General features: G+C 70.7%; 23 protein-coding genes and 1 riboswitch. Of the genes, 8 read left to right on the top strand and 15 right to left on the bottom strand.

Annotated features, from left to right (window positions below):
- Nucleotides 1-38 precede the first annotated feature (38 nt).
- Both B1H50_RS04700 and B1H50_RS04695 read left to right on the top strand, forming a co-directional pair.
- Entirely contained in the window at nucleotides 39-416 is a 378-nt protein-coding gene (locus B1H50_RS04700; protein ID WP_080462634.1) for a hypothetical protein, read from the top strand.
- 120 nt (nucleotides 417-536) lie between these two features.
- A complete protein-coding gene (locus tag B1H50_RS04695) occupies nucleotides 537-3017 on the top strand; it encodes an ATP-binding cassette domain-containing protein (RefSeq protein ID WP_080462633.1) in 2481 nt (826 codons plus the stop codon).
- Here the strand turns inward: B1H50_RS04695 and B1H50_RS04690 are convergent.
- Nucleotides 3014-3637, bottom strand: a complete 624-nt coding sequence (locus tag B1H50_RS04690) for a hypothetical protein (protein WP_080462632.1) — start codon at nucleotides 3635-3637, stop codon at nucleotides 3014-3016. The genes B1H50_RS04695 and B1H50_RS04690 overlap by 4 nt on opposite strands.
- Before the next feature lie 222 nt (nucleotides 3638-3859).
- On the opposite strand from B1H50_RS04690, the gene B1H50_RS04685 reads away from it, so the two are divergent.
- Nucleotides 3860-4216 (top strand): RNA polymerase-binding protein RbpA, encoded by a 357-nt coding sequence (locus B1H50_RS04685; RefSeq protein WP_080462631.1) that lies wholly within the window; start codon nucleotides 3860-3862, stop codon nucleotides 4214-4216.
- A 213-nt stretch (nucleotides 4217-4429) separates the two neighbouring features.
- On the opposite strand, the gene B1H50_RS04680 is transcribed toward B1H50_RS04685, so the two are convergent.
- From B1H50_RS04680 to B1H50_RS04640, 9 genes are all read right to left on the bottom strand, one after another.
- Nucleotides 4430-5989, bottom strand: a complete 1560-nt coding sequence (locus B1H50_RS04680; protein WP_080462630.1) for a PTS ascorbate transporter subunit IIC — start codon at nucleotides 5987-5989, stop codon at nucleotides 4430-4432.
- A gap of 14 nt (nucleotides 5990-6003) precedes the next feature.
- Complete coding sequence (locus B1H50_RS04675; RefSeq protein ID WP_080462629.1) at nucleotides 6004-6822, bottom strand: PTS sugar transporter subunit IIA; 819 nt, start codon at nucleotides 6820-6822, stop codon at nucleotides 6004-6006.
- A gap of 197 nt (nucleotides 6823-7019) precedes the next feature.
- A complete protein-coding gene (locus B1H50_RS04670; RefSeq protein ID WP_080462628.1) occupies nucleotides 7020-7784 on the bottom strand; it encodes a polyprenol monophosphomannose synthase in 765 nt (254 codons plus the stop codon).
- A complete protein-coding gene (lnt, locus tag B1H50_RS04665) occupies nucleotides 7781-9487 on the bottom strand; it encodes an apolipoprotein N-acyltransferase (protein ID WP_308421831.1) in 1707 nt (568 codons plus the stop codon). Before lnt ends, B1H50_RS04670 begins: the two co-directional genes overlap by 4 nt.
- Nucleotides 9484-12447: a DEAD/DEAH box helicase gene (locus B1H50_RS04660; RefSeq protein ID WP_373284818.1), complete on the bottom strand. Its 2964-nt coding sequence runs from the start codon at nucleotides 12445-12447 to the stop codon at nucleotides 9484-9486. The genes lnt and B1H50_RS04660 overlap by 4 nt, the downstream gene beginning before the upstream one ends.
- A gap of 12 nt (nucleotides 12448-12459) precedes the next feature.
- Nucleotides 12460-13323: a twin-arginine translocase subunit TatC gene (gene tatC, locus B1H50_RS04655; protein ID WP_080462626.1), complete on the bottom strand. Its 864-nt coding sequence runs from the start codon at nucleotides 13321-13323 to the stop codon at nucleotides 12460-12462.
- 89 nt (nucleotides 13324-13412) lie between these two features.
- Entirely contained in the window at nucleotides 13413-13670 is a 258-nt protein-coding gene (gene tatA / locus B1H50_RS04650) for a Sec-independent protein translocase subunit TatA (RefSeq protein WP_080462625.1), read from the bottom strand.
- An 87-nt stretch (nucleotides 13671-13757) separates the two neighbouring features.
- A complete protein-coding gene (locus tag B1H50_RS04645) occupies nucleotides 13758-14810 on the bottom strand; it encodes a helix-turn-helix transcriptional regulator (RefSeq protein ID WP_080462624.1) in 1053 nt (350 codons plus the stop codon).
- Between the two features lies 1 nt (nucleotide 14811).
- The gene (locus B1H50_RS04640) at nucleotides 14812-15783 is read right to left on the bottom strand and encodes a helix-turn-helix transcriptional regulator (RefSeq protein WP_080462623.1); all 972 of its coding nucleotides are present in this window, start codon (nucleotides 15781-15783) and stop codon (nucleotides 14812-14814) included.
- 430 nt (nucleotides 15784-16213) lie between these two features.
- On the opposite strand from B1H50_RS04640, the gene B1H50_RS04635 reads away from it, so the two are divergent.
- The 4 genes from B1H50_RS04635 to hisG all read left to right on the top strand — a co-directional run bounded on the left by B1H50_RS04635 (nucleotide 16214) and on the right by hisG (nucleotide 19589).
- Nucleotides 16214-17062, top strand: coding sequence for an alpha/beta fold hydrolase (locus B1H50_RS04635; RefSeq protein ID WP_080462622.1), 849 nt, complete (start codon nucleotides 16214-16216; stop codon nucleotides 17060-17062).
- Between the two features lie 102 nt (nucleotides 17063-17164).
- Nucleotides 17165-18346 carry a DUF3866 family protein gene (locus B1H50_RS04630; protein WP_080462621.1) on the top strand — a complete coding sequence of 394 codons (1182 nt, stop codon included), beginning with the start codon at nucleotides 17165-17167 and terminating at the stop codon, nucleotides 18344-18346.
- Nucleotides 18347-18462: 116 nt separating this feature from the next.
- Entirely contained in the window at nucleotides 18463-18726 is a 264-nt protein-coding gene (locus B1H50_RS04625; RefSeq protein ID WP_080462620.1) for a phosphoribosyl-ATP diphosphatase, read from the top strand.
- 17 nt (nucleotides 18727-18743) lie between these two features.
- Complete coding sequence (gene hisG / locus B1H50_RS04620; protein WP_080462619.1) at nucleotides 18744-19589, top strand: ATP phosphoribosyltransferase; 846 nt, start codon at nucleotides 18744-18746, stop codon at nucleotides 19587-19589.
- A 102-nt stretch (nucleotides 19590-19691) separates the two neighbouring features.
- Here hisG and B1H50_RS04615 read toward each other — a convergent pair whose 3' ends face one another.
- Nucleotides 19692-20759 carry an ABC transporter substrate-binding protein gene (locus tag B1H50_RS04615; protein ID WP_080462618.1) on the bottom strand — a complete coding sequence of 356 codons (1068 nt, stop codon included), beginning with the start codon at nucleotides 20757-20759 and terminating at the stop codon, nucleotides 19692-19694.
- A gap of 72 nt (nucleotides 20760-20831) precedes the next feature.
- Complete coding sequence (locus B1H50_RS04610; protein ID WP_080462617.1) at nucleotides 20832-21671, bottom strand: ABC transporter permease; 840 nt, start codon at nucleotides 21669-21671, stop codon at nucleotides 20832-20834.
- Between the two features lie 127 nt (nucleotides 21672-21798).
- Nucleotides 21799-21940: riboswitch (FMN riboswitch) on the bottom strand.
- A 192-nt stretch (nucleotides 21941-22132) separates the two neighbouring features.
- Between B1H50_RS04610 and B1H50_RS04605 the strand changes: the two genes are divergently transcribed.
- A complete protein-coding gene (locus B1H50_RS04605) occupies nucleotides 22133-23074 on the top strand; it encodes a DMT family transporter (RefSeq protein WP_080462616.1) in 942 nt (313 codons plus the stop codon).
- On the opposite strand, the gene B1H50_RS04600 is transcribed toward B1H50_RS04605, so the two are convergent.
- The 3 genes from B1H50_RS04600 to putP form a co-directional block, all read right to left on the bottom strand.
- Nucleotides 23054-23647, bottom strand: a complete 594-nt coding sequence (locus B1H50_RS04600) for an isochorismatase family protein (RefSeq protein ID WP_080462615.1) — start codon at nucleotides 23645-23647, stop codon at nucleotides 23054-23056. The genes B1H50_RS04605 and B1H50_RS04600 overlap by 21 nt on opposite strands.
- A 96-nt stretch (nucleotides 23648-23743) precedes the next feature.
- Nucleotides 23744-24193, bottom strand: a complete 450-nt coding sequence (locus B1H50_RS04595) for a holo-ACP synthase (RefSeq protein WP_095532488.1) — start codon at nucleotides 24191-24193, stop codon at nucleotides 23744-23746.
- Between the two features lie 103 nt (nucleotides 24194-24296).
- Nucleotides 24297-25781 carry a sodium/proline symporter PutP gene (gene putP / locus B1H50_RS04590; RefSeq protein WP_080462793.1) on the bottom strand — a complete coding sequence of 495 codons (1485 nt, stop codon included), beginning with the start codon at nucleotides 25779-25781 and terminating at the stop codon, nucleotides 24297-24299.
- Between the last annotated feature and the right edge of the window lie 159 nt (nucleotides 25782-25940).

Genomic DNA, 25940 nt, shown 5'->3' with positions numbered 1-25940 from the left:
CAGGGCTTCGACGCAGGTCGCAGACCCAGGATCCGATCATGGCCGGAAGCAGGTCCGCTGAGACTGGGACAGGGACGTCGGGGACGATCTACATCGACGAGTCGGGGGCGCCGATCGAGGCGCCTCGCGACCGGTTCGGCGATCGCCCGGGCGCGTTCGCCGAAGGCGTCCCGCATCCGCGGGGTCGCAGCCTCCTGGCGCCCGTGTGGCGCACGGGCATCGGCGCGGGAGGCATCCTGGCGTGCGTCGGGCTGCTCGCGATCATTCTCGGGCGCGGAGCGGCCGCGCTCGTGCTGTGGCCGCTGGGAGCCTTCGGCGTCGTCGTGGGCACGACGATCATGATGGCGACCTTCCGAGCCCGTCGGCTGGTGCTCGACATGACGACGGCGGAGGAGCCTCTCGTCGACACGAAATGACATAATGTCCATTATCGGTGGATAATGGACAGGGCTGCGCCCATCGGCTTCCTTCATGACCGCGCCGGCCATCGCCTCGCGAGCGCCGGTGCACTCCCGGCTTCTGGCATGATCGGCGGAATGCGGAGCGAGAACCAGCCCGACGGCCACGCGGCGCCAGTACCCGCGCACGAGTCGCCGGACCACCACGACGCGATCGTCGTCATCGGCGCGCGCGAGAACAACCTCGACGGCATCAGCCTGACGATCCCCAAGCGGCGCCTGACGGTGTTCACGGGCGTCTCGGGCTCGGGCAAGTCCTCGCTCGTGTTGTCCACGATCGCCGCTGAGTCGCGCAGGCTCATCAACGAGACCTACCCGGCCTTCATCCAGGGCTTCATGCCATCTGCCGCGCGCCCCGACGTCGACCGCTTAGAGGGACTGACCCCCGCGATCATCGTCGACCAGGAGCGCATGGGCTCCAACCCGCGCTCCACGCTGGGTACCGCCAGCGACGTCGGCGCGATGCTCCGCGTCCTGTACGCGCGCCTCGGCGCTCCCCATATCGGTGGCCCCCAGGCCTTCGCCTTCAACGTGCCCTCCGTGACCGGCGGCGGCGCGGTTACGACCCAGCGCGGTGGGCGCAAGGTCGTCGAGCGCAAGCACTTCAGCGTCATCGGCGGGATGTGCCCGCGCTGCGAGGGCCTCGGACGCATTTCTGACATAAGGTTGTCCGAGCTCTACGACGGAACTCGCTCATTGAACGACGGCGCCATCACCGTCCCCGGCTACACCGCTGGCGGATGGTCCGCGCGGGCCTTCGCCGAGTCCGGTTTCTACCCCGCCGACAAGCCGATCTCCACCTTCACGCCGAAACAGCTCGACGACTTCCTCTACAAGGAACCGACCAGGATCGAAGTCGGTCGGGTCAACATCACCTACGAGGGCCTGGTGCCCAGGATCCGCAAGTCCATGCTCTCCAAGGAGCCAGAGGCCCTGCAGCCGCATATTCGGGCCTTCGTCGAGCGCGCCGTCGTGTTCGGGATCTGCCCGGATTGCGACGGAACGCGCCTGGCCGAGCCCGCCCGGACCTGCCTCATCGACGGCCGATCCATCGCCGACGCCTGCGCCATGCAGATCTCCGACCTCGCCGACTGGGTCGCCCGCCTCGAGCGCGCCGCCACGGGAGCCGACGACGGCGGTGCCTCGAACCCAGCGCCACTGCCCCGCATTGACGGCCTGACAGGCGCCGCTGCCCTGCTCGCATCGCTGCGCGAGAGCCTGGATGCCTTCGTCGGCATCGGCCTGGGATACTTGTCCCTGGACCGGCCCGCCTCCACGCTCTCGGGCGGCGAGGCCCAGCGCACCAAGCTCGTGCGCCACCTCGGCTCGGCCCTCACCGACGTCACCTATGTCTTCGACGAGCCCAGCATCGGGCTCCACCCGCATGACATCCACCGGATGAACGCTCTGCTGGAGGACCTGAGGGATAAGGGCAACACGGTGCTCGTCGTCGAGCACGAGCCCGAGACGATCGCCATCGCCGACCACGTCGTCGACCTCGGTCCCGGCGCGGGCGATGCCGGCGGGCGTGTCTGCTTCGAGGGCCCGGTTGACGGACTGCGGCGCTCCGGCACCCTCACCGGCCGCCACCTGGCCGACCGGGCGCGGCTCAAGGACTCCCCGCGCCGGGGCGCCGGCACTATTGAGATTCGCGGTGCCAGAACGAACAACCTGCGCGGCGTGGATGTGGATATCCCGCGCGGCGTGCTCACCGTGGTGACGGGCGTGGCCGGCTCGGGCAAGTCCAGCCTCGTCCACGGCCACCTGTCCCCCATGGACGGCGTCGTCACCCTCGACCAGTCCCCCATCAGGGGCTCGCGCCGCTCCAACCCCGCGACCTTCACCGGGCTCCTCGATCCCATCCGCAAGGCCTTCGCCAAGGAGAACAAGGCGGCGGGGGCCAAGCCGGCGCACTTCTCGGCGAACTCTGAGGGAGCCTGCCCCGTGTGCGGCGGCTCGGGGATCATCGAGACGCAGTTGGGATTCATGGAGACCGTCGAGTCGCGCTGCGAGGCGTGCGCTGGGAGGCGCTTCAACGAGGAGGTCCTGGCCTTCACCCTCGGCGGCCTGTCGATCGCGGATGTCCTGGACCTGAGCGTCGGCGCTGCGCGGGAGTTCTTCGGCGACGGCGAGGCTCATCTGCCCGCGGCGCAGCGGATCCTGGACCGGCTGGCGGATTGCGGCCTGGATTACGTGAGGCTCGGGCAGGCGCTCAGCACGCTCTCCGGCGGGGAGCGCCAGCGCCTCAAGCTCGCCGTCCACCTGGGCCAGGAGGGGGACGTCATCGTGCTGGACGAGCCGACCGTCGGTTTGCACCCGGCCGATGTGGAGGCGATGCTGGGGCTGCTCGACCGGCTCGTCGAAGCGGGGCGGACTGTCGTCGTCATCGAGCATCACCAGGCCGTCATGGCTCATGCCGACTGGATCATCGATATGGGCCCCGGCGCGGGGCACGATGGCGGCCGTGTCGTCTTCGAGGGGCCACCGGCCGATCTCGTGGCCTCCCGCGCCACCCTGACCGGCCGCCACCTGGCCGACTACTGCGGTGATGGCCGCTAGCCCCGCGCGACGACCCTGGCGGCCAGGTCGAGGACGCGCGAGGTGATGCGGTTCTGGATCCGCATGGAGCGCTGCCAGTCACCCGCGATGAGCAGGGAGTGATCCGCCTGGGGGAACTCCAGGACCTCCAGGTCCATCCGGGGGCGGGGACCACCGCGCCACACCGGATCCGCGGTCCCGCCGGCGACGAGCGCGGGCGCCTTGCCGAGCTCGAGGGTGGTGAGGACCGCCTCGTCGTCGAGCACGGGGGTGAGCCAGGCCGCAGGGATCGCCTCACGCTCCGCCCAGGGTGCCAGTCGAGTGCCCAAGGACTTGCCGACGATCAGCATCGGCGACTCCCGGCCGGTCATGCGCTTGGACGCGGATCGCGTCCAGTGGGCCTGGCTCTCCAGCTCCTCCAGGCTGCTCGGCGGCTCGTCCCATTCCAGGGCCACCACCGCCCACCCGGCCTCGGTCAAGGCGGTCGCCGGCCAGAACAGCAGCGGCATGGAAGCCGTGTAGCCGAGGCCGGGGACCACGAGGCACAGGCCCAGTGGCTCGGCGCGGCGCCCGGGCCAGAGCCTCAGGCGCGCCCGCGATCCGCGCACCACGGACTGCGGGGCTGTCATGGCGTCGGACATCAGGGCCTCCTCCAGCCATTCGTTCAGGGTATGACCGCAGCATCTCACGTGAAGGGGCCGCGCGCCCGCGAACGCTATGATGTGGGCGGCCCGACGCGGTCCGGGAACACTCCCGGCCCTCCCCGTGTTGAGGTTCACGGCGTCGGCCGCCCCTTGGCCCCTCACCCGCGCGGTGATCGGGCGGGACGGCGCCCCGATTCACCGCACCCAGGAGGCACAGGCATGGCAGACCGCGCACTGCGAGGCATGACCATCGGAGCGAAGTCGATGGAGTCCGAGGAGGGCGTCGAGTTCGTCCAGCGGCAGGAGATCACCTACGAGTGCCCCGAGGCGCATGTCACGGTGGTCCCCATGGCGATGGAGGCGGAGGTCCCCCAGACCTGGGAGTGCCCCGAGTGCGGTCTTCCCGCGGTGCGCCGCGGCGAGGAGGACGAGCCGGAGTCCGATGAGCCCAAGAAGGCCCCCCGCACGCACTGGGACATGCTCCTGGAGCGCCGGGAGATGGACGAGCTGAAGGTCCTCCTCGACGAGCGCCTGGAGATGCTGCGCACCGGCGAGATCTATCGCGAGCGCTTCTGAGCGTCCTCAAAGCAAGGCCCCGAAGAGACCAGGCGCGGCCGGGAGGCTCCCATGAGGAGCCGACCCAGCCGCGCCTGTCGTAAGTGCGCCTATCACCGATTCCCCAGCTGACAGCGCGAGTTCGATTCCCGTCACCCGCTCCAGGTCTCGCCACTAGCCGCGCACTGCGATCGCCCAGCCCTCTGCCCGGCGCGTGCGACGACGCCCGTCACCTCAACTGGCCTCAAGCGCCGCCGGGGGCGCGGGTGCTCCGGCTGGTGGCAGCACGCGCGGATAGCCTCGCCCCGGTGAGGTGGCCGATGCTGAATGGGCCGGCTCTCCCGGATCCTCAGAGACGCGCTCCCGTGCGGGGGCTGGATCCCAACCGCGATCAACCAGACGTCGCTGAACTACGATGGCAGCGAGGAAGATAGCCAGTCCGATAGCCAGCAGCACGATACTCCCCGCAGCGTCCCCGAGTTTTGCTCCGTAGCCAATTAGCAGCCCGAACCACCCGAAGTCAGTGTCACCGAATGTGGTGTTGGCTGACGCTAGACTGCCGAGCACGCCCAGGAGAAATGCCGGCAGGAAGGTGACCATCAGGCCGTTGATGAATGCCCCCGCTATAGCGCCGCGGCGACCACCGGCGGCATTGCCATAGACGCCAGCCGCGCCGCCGGTGAAAAAATGTGGAACCAAACCCGGCAAGACCAGAGGCAAACCGAACGCGGGCCCCAGCCAGGTTCCCAACAGCAGCAAGCCGACCAGTCCGCCCAAGAATGAAGCGATGAAGCCGATGAGCACAGCATTTTGCGCGTAAGGGAAGACGATCGGCGCGTCCAGCGCGGGGATAGCCCCGGGCACAACGGCCTTGGCGATACCCTGGAAGGCGGGAACAAGCTCACCAAGGATGGTGCGGACTCCGAACAGGATGACAGCGACGGCGATACCGAACTGGAGACCTTGAGTGACGGCCTGCATGAGGTAGTTTCCGACATTTGTCGCTTCGACTGAGAAGGCGGTGAATGCGGTGGCCGATCCCCGCTGCACCAGGTAAACCACAGCGAGCACCAGGTACATCAGCACCATCGATAGGGCGGTCGCCACCATCGAGTCACGCAGGAAGCGCAGTGATTCCGGGACTTTGAGGTCCTCGGTGGAGCGAGAACGACCCTTAGGGTCGACTAGACGCCCAGTCATGCCGGCGGCCAGATACCCCAGGGTGCCAAAGTGCCCGATGGCGATGGAGTCGTCACCCGTCACCCGCCGGGTCCATGGATGTACCAGCGCAGGTAGTGACACCATGAGGACCCCTAGAAGCAGCGCCCCTAAACCCACCACCACGGGGGACTTCATCCCGGCCGAGGCCATGACGATAGTAATAAGTGTGGCCATGAATAGCAGGTGGTGCCCGGTGAGGAATACGTAGCGCAGCGGGGTGAAGCGGGCCAACAGCAGGGCGACAACAAAACCTAAGATCATAACCCAGGACACCTGAGCGCCGTACATCTCCTGCGCGATGCCGGCGATCGCCTCATTAGTGGGAACTACCCCATGGGCGCCTAGCGCACCCTGGATCATGGTTCCCAGCGGCGCAAGTGACGTAGCGACCAGCCCGGCACCCGCACTGACCAGCAGGAAGCCCAGAACCGCCTTGATCGCGCCGCCGAGCACCTGCCCAGTGCCGCGCCGCAGCGCAATCAACCCGGAAGCAGTGATCAAGCCGATAAGGAAGGCTGGGACGCTGAGGATCTCGTTGACCAGGAACTGCGCAACAGCAAGGACGACAGACATTTCCCCCCTTAATTTTAGACAGCATAGATTCGACGCAGCGCCGCGTCGATCTCCGAGGTGGACGTAAAATCAGTAATGACCTCAACGGGAACCCCAAGATCACCCAAGGTCTGAGCAATAGCAGCGGAGGTCATGACAACATCGGCCTCCTTGGCGCGCCCTTTAGCGGAGATAGTATCAGTGGCCTCCACCTTTAGGTAGGGCGCCCAGCCCCACTGCTCCAGGACCTTCTCCAAGGTGTTCTTGAGAAACAGGCTGGTGCCCAGCCCGTTGCCGCACACCGTGAGGACCAGGCCTTTAGAGGCCACGGCGTCGGCTGGCACCACCGCGCTAGAGGCGGCAGGGGAAACAGTTGGAGCTCGCGCAGGAGCAGGATCTTCAGGCTCTGCAGGCCCGAGCGCGCCAAGGACCGCCTCCGGGGTGTCGGCGGCCATCAACTGGTCACGTCGCCGCGGATCGGCCAGCAGTCCAGCAAGTTCAACCAGGGCGCCGCGGTGTGCATCGTCATCGACAGCCACAAGCCCCATCACCAGCCGCACAGGGTCATTGTCCTCGTTGCCGAAGGCAATGGGCTCGGCTAGTCGCACGACCGACATCGCTGTGCGAGTCACTGAATCGTCGGGCCGGGCATGGGGCAGAGCGAAGCCCGGAGCGATAACGATATACGGGCCGTGCTCCTCCACGGTTTTCAGCATGGCCTGGGCGTAACTGGGTCCGCAGGCGCCAGCGCCAACAAGCGCACTCCCCGCGGCAGAGACCGCTGCTCGCCAGTCACTGGCCTGGATCTGGAGCTGAATGGCGTCGGGTTGGATGAGATCACTGAGAGTGGGCACTTCAACATCTCCTCCAAAGGGAAGGCGACCTTGCCATCCGCATCGAACATACCCAGAGGATCGAAAGAGGTCAAGTTATAAATTTGAGCAATTTTAAAGGCGTCAACTATACTTCATCTCGCCACAGTTCTTAAATCACGGGGATTGGTGCTCCAGCGCCATCCTGGAATGATCGGTCGGCGCTCGCACAACTGGTGTTACTTTCCCTGCAGGCGCTTGGCGGCGGAGGAGACGAGACCGGTGAGCTGCGCGCCCCGCTTGGCGGCGCCCCAGCGGGTCACGAGGGCGAGCTCCTCGGTGAAGATACCGCCGCTGAGCTTGGATTGGCCGGCCTCGCGCTCCAGGAAGGTGATGGGCATCTCGACGATGCGCCCGCCAGCCTCGTCGACAAGCTTGGTCATATTGACCTGGAAGCCGTAGCCGAGGGCTTCGATCGCCGATAGGTCCATGCGGCGCAGCAAGTCGGCCCGGTAGACCCGGAAGCCGGCGGTGGCGTCCTTGACGCGCAGGCCGAGCATGGCGTTGATGTAGAGGTTGCCCGCGCGGGACAGGGCCACGCGCTTGGCGTCCCACCCCTCGGTGGCTCCCCCGGCCACCCAGCGCGAGCCGATGACGAGGTCCGGGGCATCGGCCATCTCGGCGCGCTGGATGAGCAGGGCGAGGTCCTCGGCGCGGTGGGAGCCATCGGCGTCCATCTCGACGAGCAGCTCGTAGCCGGCGCCCAGTCCCCAGGAGAACCCGGCGAGGTAGGCGGGGCCGAGGCCGTTCTTCTCGGTACGGTGCAGGACGTGGATCTGCTCGTCCGCGGCGGCGCGACCATCGGCGAGGTCGCCGGTGCCGTCCGGGGAGTTGTCGTCCACGACGAGGATGTCGACGGCCGGGGCGTGCTCGCGCACCCGGTCCAGGGCCACGGGCAATGACTCGATCTCGTTGTAGGTGGGGGTGACGACGAGTGCTTTCATGTCCGCTTCCTCCGTATGGTCGATGACCGCCCGGTGCCGGGCACCGAGCCTGACGCGCGATGTCGCTTCCGGTATCCGCCACGCGGGGCGTGAGCGGCCCAGTGCCGTCGTCCAGCGGACACCATACCGGTGATAGCGAGCAGCGCCCCAGCGATCAGCGCCAGACGCGCGGGCCAGTATCCCAGCCGGTCGGCGATGGTCAGCGTAGTCCGCAGCGGAAGCTCCGCTACGAGCGAGGACTGCTCATTGTCGGGGAGCTCCTGCTCGATGACACCCCGCGGGCTGATGACGGCGGTGGTGCCGGTGGTGGAGACCTGGAGGACGGCGCGGCCGTGGGCGACGGCCTGCACCCGGCCCTGGGCGATCTGCTGGCCGATCTCCGAGGTGCCGATGAAATTGGCGTTGTTCGTGGGGATCATGATCGCCTCGCCTCCCCGCTGCACGCCGTCGCGCAGGAGATCGTCGTAGGCGACCTCGAAGCAGATGCCGATGGCCAGTGGCACGTCCCGCCCCTGGGAGGCCGATGGCACGGCGAGTGTGGTCGGGCCGGTCCCGGGGAGCATGTCGACGCCGATGCGGTCCACCTGAGTGGTCAGCCTCCTGATCCAGGAGCGCAGGGGAACGTACTCGGCGAAGGGCACGGGACGGTGCTTGCGGTAGTACGGGCCCGCTCCCGTGATCGGGGACCACAGGAGGAGGTCGTTGTAGCGCGCGTCGTCCTCGTACTTGACCGCTCCGACGAGGATCGGGGCGCCGATGGCCCGGGCGGCCCGGTCGATGCGCCGCGCGGACGCGTAGTGGTCGCGCGGGTCGAGGTCGGCGGCGTTCTCCGGCCAGACGACGGCGTCGACGGCCTCCGGGGCGATCTCGCCCGCGAGGCGGGTGGTCTCATCGGCGTGCCTGCCGGTGACCTCCAGGGCGCGGGCGTAGGAGTCCTGCGCGTCGGCGACGCTGCCCTGGACGGCGGCCAGCCGCAGGGCGCCGGACTCGGCCTGGGAGGGCATGTGGATGGCCAGCGGCGCGACGGCGGCGGCCCCCGCGGCGATGAGGGCGGTCAGCGCCCTCAGGCCGGCGCCGTGGCGCAGGGCGCGGGCGGCCTCGGCCAGGAGGGCGCCGATAAGCGCGACGAGCAGGCCGAGCCCGGTGACGCCTCCGATGGAGGCCAGGGGCAGGAGTGGAGAGTCGGCCATGGCGAAGGCGAGGCGCCCGAAGGGGAAGCCTCCCCAGGGCCAGGAGGACCTCAGTTCCTCGACGGCGGCCCACAGTGCTGCGAGGGCGGCCACCCGGGCGGCGGTGCCGCGCCAGATGGTCCCGCCGTCCTCTCCGTGCCCGTCGTCGAGCGGCCCGAGCCTGCTCACCCAGGACCAGGCGGCGCCGAGCAGCGCGAGGTAGGAGGCCTCGGTGATCGTCAGCGCCACCCAGCCCAGGGCGTTGCCCATGGCGGGCACCGTGAAGTGGAGAAGGGGGGCGAAGAAGGCCAGTCCGACGACGAAGCCGAGCCAGGCGCTCCTCCCCCACGTCCGCCCGCGCGCAATGACGCCGAGCCCGGCCACGCCCATCGCCGCCGCCCACCACCAGTCCAGCGGGGCGAAGGCGGAGGCGAGGGCCAGGCCCGAGACGGTCGCCCAGGCAGTGGGCAGGATCATCCCCCGCAGCGAGCGGGCGAGGCGCTCTCCCCGGCCCGGGCCGGCGCCGGTACTCACACCCCGGACCACGCGACCACCCCCCTGCCGACGTCGAGGCTCGCCTCGGCGGCGGTGAGCGCCAGCGCGGTGAGAGCCTCCGCGTCGCGCGGGTCCGCGCCCGGCTCGGGGACGAGCCCGGCGAGCTGGCTCAGGAGGTCGAGGAGCTGCTTGGCCCAGCGCACGAAGTCCCCGGCGGTCATATCGGTGGCGTCGAGGACCTCGGCCAGCTCGGCTCCCCGCGCCCAGGCGGCGACGGCCCCGGCCAGGGCCGGCTCGGCGCCCGGTGAGTGGGCGATGCGCCCCAGGCCCTCCAGGTCGTTGATCGACTGGGAGACCCGCAGCTCCCCGCGCAGGACTTGCCCCAGCCTGCTGCCCGGGGAGACGGGCAGGCCCAGGGACTGCGCGCTCAGGCGCGGCTCGTACACGCAGGCAGAGACCGCCCCGGCGAGATCGGCCGGCCCCAGGGCGTCCCAGAGCCCGGAGCGCAGGCACTCGGTGATGAGGAGGTCCCTCTCGGCGTAGACGCGGGCGAGGAGGCGCCCGGCGCTCGTGACCCGCAGCTCGCCCTCAGGGCACCTCTCATCGGCGGGCTCGAGGTAGCCCAGTTGCAGGAGGACCTCGCAGACGGCGTCGAAGAGCCGGGCGATCGTGCCGGTGCGGGTCTCGATGCGGGACATGATCCGGGCGGCCTCGGCGCGGGCCTTGGCCCACTTGCGCCCCACGCGGGCGTGCTCCTCGCGGTCCGGGCAGCCGTGACACGGATGGGTGTGCAAGCGCCGCCGCAGGTCCTCAATGCGCTCGGCGGTGGTCGCCTGGGCGCGGCCGTCCGCCTCTCCGCGCCGCTGGGCGGGGCTGGTGCGGCGGCGCTTGCGCGCGGGCGCCTCGGAGAGCGTGCCTGAGCGGATGGTGTCGATGAGGCGCCCGACGAGCCGGTCACGGTGCTCACGGCGGCGCATATCCGCACTGCTGGCCACGCGCAGAAAGCCGAGCCTCATGACGCCGTCGGGCAAGGTGTCCGGGCTGAGAGTGACCACGCGCCCGTCCTCCCCCAGGACGGTCAGCGCCGGGGCCCCGGAGCGGTCCTCCCCGCCGGAGAGCACCACCGCGTGCCGGGAGCGCCGCCCCTTGCGGTAGACGACGACGTCGCCGCGACGCAGCGAGGCCATGGATCGCCCTGCCTCGACGCGCCGGGCTGAGCGGCGCTCGGAGGACAGGTCCGCTTCCGCTTCGGCGATCTCCTGGCGCAGGGCGGCGTACTCGCGGAAGTCCCCGAGATGGCAGGTCATCCGGGCCTCGAGCTCCTCCAGACCGTGGCGCTTGCGGCGGGCCTGCGCGGCGAGCTCGACGACGCCCCGGTCGGCCTGGAACTGGGCGAAGGAGGATTCCAGGATCTCCCGTGCCCGCTCGCGGCTCGTGCGGCCCAGCAGGTTGACCGCCATGTTGTAGGTGGGTCGGAAGGCGGAGACGAGCGGGTAGGTGCGCCGGGAGGCCAGTGAGGAGACGAGGGAGGGCTCGACGTCGTCGGCGGCCAGGACGATCGCGTGGCCCTCGGTGTCGATGCCGCGACGCCCCGCGCGGCCGGTGAGCTGCGTGTACTCGCCGGGGCTGAGGGTGACATGCGCGGAGCCGTTCCACTTGCGCAGCGATTCCAGGACGACCGTGCGCGCGGGCATGTTGATGCCGAGTGCCAGGGTCTCGGTGGCGTAGACGACCTTGACGAGGCCGGCGCTGAAGAGCTCTTCAACGGTCTCCTTGAACACCGGGAGCAGGCCCGCGTGGTGCGCGGACACGCCTCGCTCCAGCGCCGAGGCCCATGAGTGGAAGCCGAGGGCGCCCCGGTCCGTGGCGGGGATGCCGGCCGTGCGGCGGTCGATGACCTCCCGGATGCGCTCGGCCTCCTCCCGAGTAGTCAGGTCCACTCCCCCGGCCATCGCCTGGCTGACGGCTGCCTCGCAGCCCGCCCGGGAGAACACGAAGACGATCGCGGGCAGGAGGTCGGCCGTCTCGAGGGCACTGATGACGGTCAGGCGCGAGGGCGGGCGGAGGCGCTCCAGCCTGGCGCCCCCCGCGCCGCGCCGAGGGGCCCGGCCGCCGCGCTTCCAGGGCTGGGGGCCGTCCCCGCCGCGGCTCTTCGAGGCGGCGCCCTCGGCCGCAGCGGCCCGCTGGGCGGCGCGCACCGCCTTGACGAGATCGGGGTTGAGGGGCGGAGCGGGCTCCGACGATGGGGCGCCGTCATCGCCTCGGACGTCGCCCGGGGCGGCCTCGCTGTAGGAGTACAGGGGCAGGAGCCTGCGACCCACGATCATGTGCTGGGTGAGCGGGACGGGCCGGTGCTCGGAGACGACGACGGTGGTGCTACCCCGCACCTCGCCGAGCCACTGCCCGAACTCCTCCGCGTTGGAGACGGTGGCGGACAGGGACACCACCCGCACCTCGGGGGCGAGGTGGATGATGACCTCCTCCCATACGGGGCCGCGAAAGCGGTCGGCGAGGTAGTGGACCTCGTCCATGACGACGTAGCCGAGGCGGTCGAGGTCCCGTGAGCCCGAGTAGAGCATGTTGCGCAGGACCTCGGTGGTCATGACGATGACGTCGGCGTGGGGGTTGATCGAGGTGTCGCCGGTGAGCAGGCCGACGCGCTCGGCGCCGTGGCGGCGCGTCAGGTCGAGGTACTTCTGGTTGGACAGGGCCTTGATGGGCGTGGTGTAGAAGGTCTTGAGGCCCTTGGCCAGTCCCAGGTGGACGGCGAACTCCCCGACGACGGTTTTGCCGGCGCCGGTCGGGGCGGCGATGAGGACGCCCTCATCGCGCTCGAGCGCCTGGCAGCCGGCGACCTGGAAGTCGTCGAGCTCGAAGCCGAGCCCGGAGGCGAAGGCCGCGAGCTCGGTGCGAGAGGCGGCCTGGCGGCGGCGGTCGGCGGCGTATCGCTCCGCGGGCGAGGCGGGGGTGTCCGAGCAGCGGGACCGAGTCATCGGCATCGGGCGCGCGGCTCAGGAGGCCGATTCCGGCCCGGCCTCGATCGCGGATCGTGAGGGGCGGGCCAGGGCGGCGTCGAGCTCGGCATCGAGGGCCGCGCGGCGCTTGGCGAGGCGCTTGTCGTGGCGGATGGCGATACCGCAGGCGCCGAAGTACAGGCCGATGATCGGGATGGACATGAAGATCATGGACCAGGGGTCCGGCAGGGGGTTGGCCACGGCCATGAGCGCCACAATGCCCACCACGGCCCACCGCCAGCCGCGCAGGAGGGTGCGGCCCTTGACGAGTCCCAACTGATTGATCGCCACGAGAACCTCGGGAAGCAGGAAGGTGAGGCCGAAGACCAGGATGATCCGTGTGACGAAGGAGAGGTAGGGGCTGGCATCGATGAACCCGGTGGTCGCTCCGGCCGGGATGAAGCCGGTGAGGATGGCGATGGCGTGCGGGAGGATCCAGATGCCCAGGGCGATACCGGCCAGGAACAGTAGGGCGCCGATGCCGCAGTACAGCCAGGCGTAGCGCTTCTCCTTGCGCGTCAGGCCCGGGCCGACGAACGCCCAGAACTGGTAGATCCACATGGGCGAGGAGAGGATGAGGCCGAGCCAGATGGATACGCGCAGGCGGATGTCGAAGGAGGACAGCACCGTGCCGAAGTTGAGCGACAGGTTGGCGCCCTTGGCGTTCGCCTGCGAGATGGGACGCGTGATGAGGGCGAAGGCGGAGTCGTAGACGAAGTAGCCCACGATCGAGCCGACGACGATCGCGATCACCGAGATGACGATGCGGTTGCGCAGCTCGCGCAGGTGATCCCCGATGGACATGCGCGCCTCGGGGTTGTCCTTGCGGCGGGCCTTGGAGGCCTTGGGCACGGTGACCATGAGCTGCTTCCTGCGACGGCGGGTGTGTCTGGCCGCTGTTGCGGCGTTGATCCGGGCGGATCCGTGGGTGGGCTCCGGGGCGTCGGGCTCTACTGCTGGTTGGCGCCCTCGGCGTTCTGCTGGGGAGCGGCCTGGCCCGGCTGGGTGGGCTGGGTGTAGTAGGTGCCCTGCTGGGGCTGCTGGATCTGCGCGGGGGCGTCGTCCTCGCGGAGCTCCTTGACCTCCTTCTTGAACACCTTCATCGACTGGCCGAGGCTCGAGGCGATCTCGGGCAGCTTGCCGGCCCCGAAGACGAGGAGGATGACGATGAGCAGCACGATCCAGTGCCAGGGCTTGAAGGCTCCCATGATGATTCCTGCTTCCGTTTGACGATGCGCGATGTGATCGCCCCCGAGTGTAGCGGGCCCGGGTGGAAGCCCCGCTCACCGCTTCGCTCAGGCCGAGGGGTTTCCACCGTCGGCGTAAGCATCGAGCGCGGCGAGGGCGGCCTCGCTCGCGCTCCGGGCCAGGTGCGCGGGGGCGACGGAGCGCAGGTGACGCCCGGCGGACAGGACGAGGCCGCGCAGCCAGTCCCAGTCCCGCCCCTCGACGACGGCGCGGATGGCCCCGTCGTCGAGGATCTCGGCGCGGGTGCGCGGCAGCTGCTCGATGAGCCAGCGACCTGAGGGCTCGAGGATGAGCTCCGCCGTGGGGGCCTCGATCGCGCCCCGATCATGCCCGGCGTCGCGTCCCTGAGGGCTGCGGCGCCTCCGGTGGGTGGCGCCCGGGGTGTCGAGGGCGCTTGCGGCCAGGATGCGATCGAAGCGGAAGCTCCGCTCGGCCCTGGCGGTCAGGCACCAGGCGGTCAGGGTGAGCGTGGAGCCGTCGGAGTGCAGGGCGATGGGGTCGACGTCGCGCTCGGAGGGGACGTCGGTGGCCGAGACGTAGGAGAGGTGGAGTCTGCGCCCCTCGTCGAGGGCGCGACGCACCTGGGCGAGGATCGTGGTGGGGTCCGCCTCCGAGTCGGGACCGGCAGGACCGGGCTCGCCGGGAGAATCCGGCTCGTTGGGAGCCTCGGGCGTGTCGGGGGCGTTGTCATCGGGCGGGGGCGCCGCTGGGCCGAGCAGGGAGGCCAGCGCCCTCTCGGCGCCGCCCAGAGCGGTGGCGGCCCCGGCGTCGGCGCCGAGAACGCCGCGCAGGACCCTCAGGGACAGGAGGAGGGAGACGGCCTCCTCGTGGGAGAGGCGCACGGGGCGGTCGAGGCCGTGGGCCTGGCTGAGGCTGAGACGGCCCACCTCCCAGGCGGTCGCGGAGAAGTCGACGAGGTCGTCGTGCAGGCCGCCGGGCAGGCCGGAGAGCCACAGGGTGCCCACATCGCGGCGGATCGTGTCCTCGTCGACCTCGAAATGGGCGGCGGCCTCGGCGATGGTGGCGCCGTCGTTCTGCGCGACCCATGCGGGCAGGGCGAGGAGGCGGACGAGGCGTGCGGCGGCGGGTGTGCGGGCCATGTCAGTCCTCCTTCTCGGTCACGGCATCGGCCGTGAGTCGGGCCGCGCCGCGCAGGTGCGCGAGGACGGCCTCGCGCAGGTCGGCGGGTCCGAGGACGACGACGGCGTCGCCGAGCGCGGCCAGGGCGCCTGCGAAGCTGAAGGGATCGGCGTAGGGGACGCGGATGATATCGCGCCCCCGCCACTGCTCGCCGGGCGCGTCGTCAGGCGGAGCATCTTGTGCTCGGGCCCGCAGGCCGAGAGCCCTCCCGGGCATGACGGCGAGCCGCGCGGTCCTGGGCTCGGGGGAGGTGGGGGGCGGTGGTTCGAAGGCGCCCGCGGGGCCGATGGGGGTGATGGAGCCGAGGATGCGCGCAAGACGGAATCTGCGGGGCTGGCCGGCGTCCTGGTCCCTGGCGTCGAGGTACCAGGCGCCCTCGAGACGGATGATCCGGTGGGGCTCGACCCGACGGGTCCGCGTGGCCCCGGAGCTGCCGGGTGAGGAGGAGGCGTAGTCGAAGGCGACGGCGCGGCGCTCCTCGATGGCGGTCAGCAGCGTCAGGGGGATCTCGTGGCCGGCGAGGTCGACGGTGAGGTCCGGCAAGGCGCTGCTGACCGTCTCGGCGACGGCGCGCAGTTTGGTGAGCGCCCGGCGGGCGGCAACGGGCAGAGCGCCGTCGGACCAGGAGGAGGCGGCCAGGGCGATGGCGCCGGCCTGGGCGGAGTCGAGGTGGATGGCGGGCAGGGCGTAGTCGGCGTCGTCGATACGGTAGCGGACGGCGTCGGCGGGGCCCTCGGTGAGGATGACGATGCCGAGCTCGCGCAGGGCGTCCTTATCCCGCTCGAACATGCGGGTCGCGGTGGCGCCGCCGGCATGGTCGTAGCCGGACACGTCCCGGATGATCTGCGCGGCGGTCAGGCCCGTTCGGGTGGCGCGCAGGGCGAGCAGGAGGTTGATCTGCCGTTCCTCGGCGGGGATGGCGGTCGTGGGCATGCCTCCAAGCGTAGGCCCACGACCACCAGATCGAGCTCTGAGCGCCGGAGGCTGCTTGGCCTGGGCGTATAGTATATTCGCCACCTGGCGCCGGAGCCCGCAGCCGGTTCATCTGGGGCCGGGGCATCGGCCCCGCACCGCGGCCGGCCCCACCGGAACCAAGAGCACCCGCGCATCAGCTCACCGGGTCCGCGCAACACCCCCACCGCACCGCCCCACGACCAAAGGAGATCAAGCCCCAACCGCATCGCGGACCGTGAAGGGCCGGTGACCCAGGCGTATAATCATGCCGCATCGGTCGCCTCCGCAGGATTGGTCTAGAACAGCAGGCCGATCCCCTGCCCGGCGGCTGATTCCCTCAGCAACGGCACGGCCGTGCCCTCGGTCCCGTGAATAGCACCCTTGAATCCCGATACCCGAGAGGAAGAACATGGCGCACATCATCACGCAGGACGGCACCGGTCTTTACTATGAGGACCTGCCCGCCAAGGAATCACGGCGGGCGAAGGAGGAGACGCTCCTGGTGATCCACGGCCTGGGCTCTTCCCACTACGACCTAGCCGACTTCATCGACGATCTGAATCAGGACCATCGCGTGGTCTTCTACGACCAGCGCGGGCACGCCGACTCCGACCGCGCCCGCATGCACCTGAACGTGCGTACTCTCGGGCAGGACCTGGCCGACGTCATTGAGCAGCTCCGCCTGGACAGCGTCACGGCCATCGGCCATTCCATGGGGGCGGCAGCCATCTTCAGTTACGTGGCCCAGTACGGGACGGGGCGTCTACGGCGCATCGTCGCGGCCGACATGTCGCCGTACTTGCGCAATGACGGTTGGAGGGGCGGCATCGGCAGAGGGGAGTGGACCGACGAGGACTTCCACCGCGATCTCGACCATATGTTCGACGACAGCGGCTACGGTTCGTGGTACATCGCCAAGAACCTCATGAACCCGAAGCTGCGGAACCTGCCGGCCGACCAGGAGGAAGCCGCCATCGAGGCGATGCGCGAGTCGCTCGACCCGCTCACCTTCGCCGGCTTGTGGTACTCGCTGTTCCGCACCGACCAGCGCCCGGCGATGAAGCGGATTGACGTTCCTTTTCTGTACCTGATGCCCGAGATCCCACTGTACTCGACGGTGAACACCGATTACATACGTGCGCACGTCACCGGCGGCTTCGCATTGGCCGACGACTTCCCCGGCACCACGCACCTGATCCTGTCGGAGGCGCCTCACGAGGCAGCCGCCTGTGTCCGCTCCTTCGTGGCGGGCGACTAGCGGACGCGGGAATCCGGAACCAGCACTCCCCCAGCGGAGGGCCCCACCGCCGCCGACCGGCAACCCGCCTCGAAGAATCCCAGTCGCCGCTACGCTGCCATCATGATGCTGCGCGATGCCGAGATCGCCGCCCTGCGGCAGGCCTGGGGCGCACCGGGCCGACGCTGCGCCGAACTCGAGGCACGGATCATCGCCGCCCCCGAGGGCGCCGCCGCGCTCGTGGCGGGCGAGTCCTGCCGGGCGGTCGCCTATGAGGCTCTCGGTGGCCTGCCGGAGCCCGGAGAGCGCGTCCGCCTGGAGGTCTCCGCGCTGGCACGGCGCCTGGGCACTGGCGGGCACGCAATGGTCACGGCGCGTCTCGACGCCCTCCCCGCCGACCCGGCGCCCGGTGGGCACCTCGTCAAGGCCCGCTACATGCCGGACCAGGTCATGGTCACCGGCGTCGACGAGCAGGACACGGAGCACCACCACGTTCTGGCCGCGCCCATCGGCGAGCTGGGACTGGACGGCGCGCCCGTCGTCGTCGCGGACCTCCACTCCAGCCTGCCGGCGATCCTCGCGGGCCTGCGTTCCCCCGGCACCGCTCCTGGCCCCGGCCCACGGGTCGTCTATGTCATGACCGACGGCGGGGCGCTGCCCCTGCCCTACTCGCGGGCGGTCTGCGCGCTCGTCGACGCCGGATGGCTGGCCGGCACGGTCACCGCCGGGCAGGCCTGGGGCGGAGACCTCGAGGCGGTCTCCGTTCACAACGCCCTGCTCGCGGCCCTCCATGTGCTGGGCGCGGAGGTCATCGTCGTCATCCAGGGCCCGGGGAACCTGGGCACGGACACCCCCTGGGGCTTCTCAGGGGTGGCCTGCGGGGAGGCCATCAACGCGGCCGCCGCCCTCGGCGGGCGTCCGGTGGCCTGCCTACGCGTGTCCCAGGCGGACGCCCGGCCCCGACATCTGGGGGTCTCCCATCACTCGATGACCGCCTACGGGCGGGTCGCCCTGGCCGGCGCCGACGTAGTCGTGCCGGTGGGCGCGCCCGACCCCGCCGGCATGGAGGGCTTCTGGGCCCGGACCCGCGAGCAAGCGGCCTCTGCCTGCGCGGAGCGCGAGCAGGGCGAGCGGCACCGGCTCGTCGAGGCGCCAGCCGAGGGACTGCGCGAGGCGCTGGAGGCCATGGAAGCAGCCACCGGCATCCGCCTGTCCACCATGGGACGGCGCCTGGACGCCGATGAGGCCGCCTTCATCGCCGCGGCCGCAGCGGGCAGGCACGCGGCGGCCCTCGTCACCCACTAGGGCGGGCCGCCCGGCACGGCAGAGCCCGGGCCGCTCCCCCAGCCACCGGTCTGCGGGCCCCTTGCGCCGGTGAGACCGGTGCGGGGATGCGCGCCGGCGTGGACTAGCCTGACGCCATGACACGCTTCGAGGACCTTTTCGCGCAGTTGCAGGAACGGGCCGCCACGCGGCCCGAGGGCTCGGGCACCGTAGCCGAGCTCGACCGCGGCGTCCACTTCATCGGCAAGAAGCTTGTGGAGGAGGCCGCGGAGGCCTGGATGGCCTGCGAGCACGAGTCCGATGAGGCAGCCTGCGAGGAGCTGTCCCAGCTGCTCTACCATGCCCAGGTCATGATGATCGCCAAGGGCTACACGCTCGACGACGTCTACAAGTACCTGTGAGCCGGAGGACCATCACCATGCTGCGCATCGCAGTCCCCAACAAGGGCTCCCTGTCCGACCCCGCGATCTCACTGCTGAGGGAGGCAGGCTACCGCGCGCGCCGCACCGGGCGCGAGCTGGTCCTCCTCGATGAGGCCAACGACGTCGAATTCTTCTTCCTGCGCCCCCGCGACATCGCCGTGTACGTCGGCCAGGGCACGGTCCATGCCGGTATCACCGGCCGCGACCTCCTCCTGGACTCCGGCGTCGAGGCCACTGAGCACCTGCCCCTCGGCTTCGCCCGCTCCACCTTCCGGTTCGCCGCCCCGGTCGGCGCCATGAGCGATCTCACCGATATCGCGGGCAAACGCATCGCGACCTCCTACGACGTGCTCGTGCGCGCATTCCTCGCCGAGCGGGGCATCGAGGCCGCCACCGTCCACCTCGACGGCGCCGTGGAGTCCTCCGTGCGGCTCGGCGTCGCCGACCTCATCGCCGATGTCGTCGAAACCGGCACCACCCTGCGCGCCGCCGGGCTGGAGGTCTTCGGCGAGCCGATCCTCGCCAGCGAGGCGGTGCTCATCACCACCGAGGCTTTTGCCGGTGAGCCGGGGCTGGCCACTCTTGTGCGGCGCCTGGAGGGCGTCATGCGGGCGCGCTCCTACGTGCTCATGGACTACGACGTGCCCATGAACCGCCTGCACCTGGCCACCGAGATCACACCGGGCATCCAGTCCCCCACGGTGTCCCCGCTGCAGAACCCGGACTGGGTGGCGGTGCGCTCCATGGTGCCGCGCGCGGATATGAACCGCCTCATGGATGAGCTCTACGAGGTGGGCGCCCGCGCGATCCTCGTCTCCGAGCTCCTGGCCTGCCGCCTCTGACAGCCGCGTCCGGCTCCCTCTGAGTCCCTCTGAGCCATCCCGGCCCTCGGGGCGCGCGCTGAATCTCCAGTCCGCCCAAGGGCTGGATCCGTCGCCCGCCCGTCAGGCGGCGAGCAGCGGCTGGCAGACGACGTCGGCGGTGACCGCCGTCGAGCCGAGGATGCCCTGACCGCCCAGGAAATCGATCATGGTGGCCGCCTTGGCCTGCTCGAGTGCCCCGATGGTGGTGTCGGAGCCCCGAGGGGCGATGAGCTCGGCCGTGGCCACGGCGACGGCGCGGGCCCGCGCGGCCTGGGCGTCGTCCACCAGGTCGGGCACGTACTGGCGGGTCGCGGCCACTGCGGCGTCGGGGTCGGTCACGAAGGCGGCCATGCCGCGCGAGGAGGCCATGACGGCGGCGTCGAGCTCGGCGCGGCGCGCTTCCAGGACTGCCCGCGTGGTGACCAGGGAGGCACCGATGAGGGGGATGTCATCACCGACGGGGATAGTGCGCACGGCCACCCCTGACTCCTTGAGGCCGACGGCGTCGTTGTTGGAGAAGCCGATGATCGCGTCGGGCCTCGAGGCGTCCCCCGTGTCGGGCTTGGGCTGGGCGAGGGCGGCCTGCTGGGTGAAGCCGATCTCGAGGATCGTCAGGTCGGACTCGCTCAATCCCGCGCTCCGCATCGCCACCTGGAGGGCGTACCAGTTCTCCCCCGTGCGCCCGGGCAGACCCACGACCCGGCCCTCGAGGTCGGCGAGCGAGGCGACGGCGGAGTCCTCGCGGGCGATGACGCATCCCGGGTAGCGCTGGTAGTAACCGCCGATGACCACCAGCGGCGAGTCGTTGGAGGCCGCGACCACCGCCTCGTCGGCCCCGGCGATGACCATCTGCTCGGTGCCGGCCAGCAGCGCGTCGAAGAGCCCCTCGGAGCCGCCGTGGTGGCGCAGCTCGACGGACGACTCGTAATCCTTATTGGTCAGGGCCATGTAGAAGGGCGCGAACTGGATGTTCGGCGTGTAGGTCAAGCCGATGGTCAGCGCTCCGCCCGTCGCCGCGCCGCCGGATCTGAGGACCTGGGAGGCGGTGCCGGACGAGCAGGCGGCCAGGGCGCCGCCCCCGGTCAGGGCCAGGGCTGAGGCGATGAGGCCCCTGCGGGTGAGGCGGGGGCGGGAGGGCTGGCTGGTCACGGTATTCTCCTTGGGCTGCGCGGGTCGCGGGGCGGTTCGGTCGGGTCGGCGCTCAGAGGCGGTCAGGGGCGGTCAGGTGGCGCGCCGCCCGCGCAGGGCGGCGACGGTCCGGCTGCGGTGCTCGGCAGCCAGCAGCAGCCAGTGGACGGTGGTGGCCATGGCGCACAGCAGGGTGATGGTGGCGAACAGGCCGGTGGTGTCGACGGCGTCGCGCTGGATGGACAGCAGCTGTCCCATGCCGTCGCCACCCATGACCATCTCGCCGATGACGGCGCCGGTGATGGACAGGGTGAAGGCCGTGCGCACGCCGGCGAGGATCGCCGGCAGGACCATGGGCGCCTCCATATGGATGATCATCGTCCAGCCGTGCGCGCCGTCGAGGCGGGCAGCGTCGAGCACGTCGGTGTCCAGCCCGCGCAGGCCCAGCAGGATGGCGACGGTGATCGGGAAGAAGACCACGAAGGCGCACAGGACGACGATCGGCACGGTGCCGTAGCCGATCCACAGGACGAGCAGGGGGGCGATGGCGATCGCGGGAACCGCCTGGCTGGCCGCCACGTAAGGCAGCACCGCGCGGCGGAAGAGCTCCCAGTGGTGCAGCATCCAGGCCAGGGGGATCGCGAAGGCGGCCGCGCCGGCGCAGCCCAGGACCGCCTCGCGGAGCGTCACCCAGGCGTAGTCGAGCAAGCCGGCTTTCGTGGTGGCCATCCACAGGCGCTCCAGGACGCGCAGCGGGGCCGGCAGGAGGATCTGCGGGATGGCGCCGCTGCGGGATAAGGCGAGCCAGAGCAGCAGGACGACGGCGCCCACCAGGAGCGCGGGCAGGGGCCCGCGGTGCTCGTCACTCCGTCGCCTGCCGCGCCACGAGGGTCGTTCTGCGCTCGTGGCGCTGGGGCTGCTGCCGCCTGGCACGTCGGTCCTCCTCCGGGCTCTCCCCCGGGTGGCCCCAGGGGCGCTCTCCGGGGTGGCGGGCCAGCGGCGCCCGTGGCGGCCGGCGCTGGTAGCTCCTGCGCGTGGCCGATCCGGCCCACGCGGCCGCCCCGTGCTTCCTCCCATCCGGACTCTCACCGTCGGTGCCGGAATCCCACCGGCTCAGCCGAGCCGATCCGCCCGGCGAGCGGAGGGCTCGGGTCGCGGACTCTCACCGCCGGCTCGGATTTCCACCGACCCCGGAGCACGTTGCTGAGGCGACTCTACCCCGAGGAGGCCCACGCGGCCCAACGGCGCGGTGGAGGCGCACCATGTGCGCATTGGTCCCATGACGAGGTCGGCCGGGCGCGCCGAGACACCGCCGGACCGGTGAGTGCGTGGTGTCGGATCTACTATCGGGAGGAGTAAGCTGTTCCTTCTCCCATCTCGCCCCGGAGGTCGTCATGCCGCGCAGTGCTGCGACGCCGTCGTTCCGCGCGGTCGGACCAGCACTCCTCCCCACGGCCTCCCTGCTCCTGGTCACTGCGATCTGGGGATCGACCTTTTTCATGCTCAAGGACGCCCTCGGCCTCGTGGGGGCGGCGGACTTCCTGGCGGTGCGCTTCGCGATCGCGGGAGGCGTGGCCTGCGCGCTGTCCTGGCGGCGCCTGCGCGCGCTGAACCGGGGGCGGGCGCTCACGGGGATCGGCGTGGGCACGGTCTACGGGCTGGCGCAGATCGCCCAGACGGTGGGGCTGCGCTACACGCCGGCCTCGACGGCGGGATTCGTCACCGCCCTGTACGTGGTCATCACGCCGATGCTCGCGCTGGTGCTTCTGGGCGCACGCGTGTCCCGGGCGACATGGGTGGCGGCCGTCCTGGCGCTCGGCGGAGTCAGCGCGCTGAGCCTCGACGGCCTCGCCGTGGGCGCGGGCATCCCACTGCTCCTGGCCTCAGCGTTCCTCTACGCGTTGCATATCGTGCTCCTGGGCTCCCTCGTCCAGGGGCAGGACCCCCTGAGCCTGACCGCGCTGCAGATGCTCGGAATCTGCGCCGTCCTGTGGCCGGCGGCGCTGCCGGGAGGGGTTCGCGTGCCAATGGTGCGGGGCGTGTGGGGCCCGCTGCTGTGGATGGCGCTGGCCTCGGGCCTGCTGGCCCTCCTCCTCCAGACCTGGGCGCAGGCGCGGATGAGCGCGACCCGGGCAGTGGTGGTGATGACCTTCGAGCCGGTTTTCGCCTCGCTGTTCGCGATCCTCGCCGGTCAGGAGCCCATGACCTGGCGGCTCCTGGCCGGCGGCGGGCTGGTGCTGGCGGCGATGCTGCTCTCCGAGCTCTGGCCCGTGGTCCGCGCCGAGAGCCTGGCCCGGCGGGGCAAGCGGGTGGCCTCAGAGATCCGCTCTGCCTGAGTCCAGAGCCTCCACACCGGCGACGGCTAGCTCGGCAAGGACCGTCGGTGCGCTGCGCTCGCTGACGGGCGCCGTCAGATCGGTGAGCACCCGGGTGGTGTAGCCCAGGGCCGCCGCTTGGAGGGCGGTGGCGCGCACGCAGTAGTCGAGGGCGAGCCCGACGACGTCGACCGCGCCGATGCCGCGCTCGCGCAGCCACGGGTCGAGGTAGGTCCCGGACGTCGGCGCGTCGAGACCCTCGAAACCCGAGTAGGCCGCCGAGTACTGGCCCTTGTAGAAGGCGGTGGCGCCAGGGGCGGCGGAGGTGATCTCGGGGCGCAGAGCGGCATCATCAGTGCCTGCGGCGCCATGAACGGGCCAGGTGCCCACGAAGTCCGGGGAGGCGGAGAAGTGGTCGCCTGGCTGGATGTGCCAGTCCTGAGTGGTGACGATCACGGCGTAGTGGGCCCCGGCCCCGCCGGCGAGCCAGGCAGCGATGCGCCCGGCGACGGCGGTGCCTCCCGCGACGGCCAGGTTGCCGCCCTCGCAGAAGGTGTTCTGCACGTCAACGATGATGAGCGCGCGCTTCGTCATCGTGGTCTCCTCTCCGACAGTGTCTTGCCCTCCGGCCTAAAAGTTATCGGCTTCCGCCCGGAGACGGTACCGTCCCGGCAGGCGCGGATCGGGTGATCAGGCTCCGGCCCACAGGACGATGGCGGCGGCCCAGTCCCCGTCATGGGTCAGGGAGACCGGCCAGTGCCCCGGGGACGCCGCCCCGGCCCCGAGGCTCGACTCGACGGCATCGGCGATGGCGCCGGTCAGGTTCAGGGACGGGCGCCCCCAGCGATCGGAGACGAGCTCGATCTCGCGCCAGTCCACGGACTCCGGGGCGATGACCGGCGCGGCACCGCCGCTTTCCCGGTCCTCCCGGGCCCTGGCGACGAGCGCCTGGCTCCAGGCCTTGATGAAGGACTCCTTGGCGGCCCACCTGACGGCCAGGGGCTCGGCGACCAGCGCACCGGCGCGATCGGCACGGCGCTGGGCCTCACGCAGCTCACGAGCGGTGAAGGCCCGCTCGGCGAAAACGGTCCCGGGGATCGTCAACTGGTGAGCCAGGCCCGGCACGTGGACGAGGTCCATGCCCACTGCGCCCACGACGCCCGGAAGAGTGCCTGGGCCCCCGGCGCTGCGCGCGCTGGCGCCGGAGCCGGGCGCGCCCGACGCCTCGGGCAGGCGGGGCACCTCAGCCACGGGAGGCGGCGACGGCGCGGGAGAACTCCTCGTCGACGTCGGGGGGCGGGGTGCCCAGGCGGGAGATGCCCCAGGCCACGGCGAGATTCACCAGGAAGCCGGGGACGATCTCGTACAGGTCGAAGATCCCGCCGGGGCCGCCGTCGACGTTGCCCCAGATGATGACCATGAGGGCGCCCGCGGCCATGCCAGCCACGGCTCCGACGGAGGTCAGGCCGCGCCAATAGAGGCTCAGCAGGACGGTCGGGCCGAAGGAGGCCCCGAAGCCGGCCCAGGCGAAGGCGACGAGGGCGAGGATCGTGTCGTTCTGCTCCCAGGCCATCACCGCCGCGACGAGGGCGACGACGAGCACCGCGCTGCGCGACATGATGATGAGGTGCCCGCCCGCCGGAGGGGTCCTGCGCAGCACCCGGTAGAGGTCCTCCACGAGGGCCGAGGAGGTGACGAGCAGTTGGGAGGAGACCGTGGACATGATGGCCGCCAGGATCGCGGCGAGCATGAAGCCGGCGACGAGCGGGTGGAACATGAGCTGGCCGAGTTCGATGAAGACGGCCTCCGGGTCCGCCAGGCGCGAGGGGTCGCGCCCGTACTCGGCCACGCCGACCACGGCGGTGCCGGCGGCGCCGGCCACGGCGAAGAGCATCCAGCCGGTCCCGATGCGCCGGCCCTGGATGGCCTCGCGCGGGGTGCGGATCGCCATGAAGCGCACGATGATGTGGGGCTGGCCGAAGTAGCCCAGGCCCCAGGCCAGCGCTGAGATGATGCCAATGGTGGACACCGAGGGCCCCCACAGGTCCCAGTAGCCGGGATCGACCTCGCTGACCCGGTCGGCCAATCGGGAGGCGCCTCCGGCGCGCGCGATCCCCGCGATGGGCACGGCGAGCAGCGCGGCGACCATCATGAGGCCCTGGACGAGGTCCGTCCAGGACACCGCGAGGAAGCCTCCCACGAGCGTGTAGAGCACGGTGATCGCGGCGACGAGCGTCATGCCGAGCCGGTAGTCCATTCCGAAGGAGGACTGGAAGAAGACGCCTCCGGCCACCATGCCGGAGGAGACGTACAGGGTGAAGAAGATGAGGATGATGAGCCCGGAGGCCCAGCGCAGCAGGCGCCTGGGGTCGTGCAGGCGGTTGTCCAGGAAGCTCGGGATCGTGATGGCGTCCCCGGCGACCTCCGTGTAGGCGCGCAGCCGCGGCGCGGTCACCTTCCAGTTGACCCAGGCGCCGATGGTCAGGCCGACGGCGATCCAGGCCTCCACGAAGCCCGAGGCGTACAGGGCGCCGGGCAGGCCCATGAGGAGCCAGCCGGACATGTCCGCCGCGCCCGCCGACAGGGCGGCGACGAAGGGGTTGAGGTCGCGCCCGCCGAGCATGTAGTCATCGATGTCGTTGGTACGGGTGTAGGCCCACAGGCCGATGATGATCATCGCGACGAAGTAGATGATCATGGCGATCGCCTGATAGGTGGTCTCGCTCACGGGGGCCTCCAGGGGGTGGTCGGTGCGGGGCGATTCTCGGGCGCGCGTCATTGACGACGGCGCGGGATCCCGGCACATGAGAAGAGTAGGACCGAAGTCCCTGGCTGTCTAGGAATGGTCACGGGCGCGGGCCCGGCGATCCCCCGGGGGATCGCCGGG

The organism is Actinomyces gaoshouyii (genome assembly GCF_002072175.1).
GTDB classification, from domain to species: domain Bacteria; phylum Actinomycetota; class Actinomycetes; order Actinomycetales; family Actinomycetaceae; genus Actinomyces; species Actinomyces gaoshouyii.
This window is presented reverse-complemented; position numbering and strand designations above follow the sequence as displayed.

Bases quoted from the DNA above. Each gene is read 5' to 3' on its own strand.
- B1H50_RS04700 (WP_080462634.1), top strand. From the start codon at position 39: ATGGCCGGAAGCAGGTCCGCTGAGACTGGGACAGGGACGTCGGGGACG.
- B1H50_RS04695 (WP_080462633.1), top strand. From the start codon at position 537: ATGCGGAGCGAGAACCAGCCCGACGGCCACGCGGCGCCAGTACCCGCG.
- B1H50_RS04690 (WP_080462632.1), bottom strand. From the start codon at position 3,637: ATGTCCGACGCCATGACAGCCCCGCAGTCCGTGGTGCGCGGATCGCGG.
- B1H50_RS04685 (WP_080462631.1), top strand. From the start codon at position 3,860: ATGGCAGACCGCGCACTGCGAGGCATGACCATCGGAGCGAAGTCGATG.
- B1H50_RS04680 (WP_080462630.1), bottom strand. From the start codon at position 5,989: ATGTCTGTCGTCCTTGCTGTTGCGCAGTTCCTGGTCAACGAGATCCTC.
- B1H50_RS04670 (WP_080462628.1), bottom strand. From the start codon at position 7,784: ATGAAAGCACTCGTCGTCACCCCCACCTACAACGAGATCGAGTCATTG.
- B1H50_RS04660 (WP_373284818.1), bottom strand. From the start codon at position 12,447: ATGCCGATGACTCGGTCCCGCTGCTCGGACACCCCCGCCTCGCCCGCG.
- tatC (WP_080462626.1), bottom strand. From the start codon at position 13,323: ATGGTCACCGTGCCCAAGGCCTCCAAGGCCCGCCGCAAGGACAACCCC.
- tatA (WP_080462625.1), bottom strand. From the start codon at position 13,670: ATGGGAGCCTTCAAGCCCTGGCACTGGATCGTGCTGCTCATCGTCATC.
- B1H50_RS04645 (WP_080462624.1), bottom strand. From the start codon at position 14,810: ATGGCCCGCACACCCGCCGCCGCACGCCTCGTCCGCCTCCTCGCCCTG.
- B1H50_RS04640 (WP_080462623.1), bottom strand. From the start codon at position 15,783: ATGCCCACGACCGCCATCCCCGCCGAGGAACGGCAGATCAACCTCCTG.
- B1H50_RS04635 (WP_080462622.1), top strand. From the start codon at position 16,214: ATGGCGCACATCATCACGCAGGACGGCACCGGTCTTTACTATGAGGAC.
- B1H50_RS04630 (WP_080462621.1), top strand. From the start codon at position 17,165: ATGATGCTGCGCGATGCCGAGATCGCCGCCCTGCGGCAGGCCTGGGGC.
- B1H50_RS04625 (WP_080462620.1), top strand. From the start codon at position 18,463: ATGACACGCTTCGAGGACCTTTTCGCGCAGTTGCAGGAACGGGCCGCC.
- hisG (WP_080462619.1), top strand. From the start codon at position 18,744: ATGCTGCGCATCGCAGTCCCCAACAAGGGCTCCCTGTCCGACCCCGCG.
- B1H50_RS04605 (WP_080462616.1), top strand. From the start codon at position 22,133: ATGCCGCGCAGTGCTGCGACGCCGTCGTTCCGCGCGGTCGGACCAGCA.
- B1H50_RS04600 (WP_080462615.1), bottom strand. From the start codon at position 23,647: ATGACGAAGCGCGCGCTCATCATCGTTGACGTGCAGAACACCTTCTGC.
- B1H50_RS04595 (WP_095532488.1), bottom strand. From the start codon at position 24,193: ATGGACCTCGTCCACGTGCCGGGCCTGGCTCACCAGTTGACGATCCCC.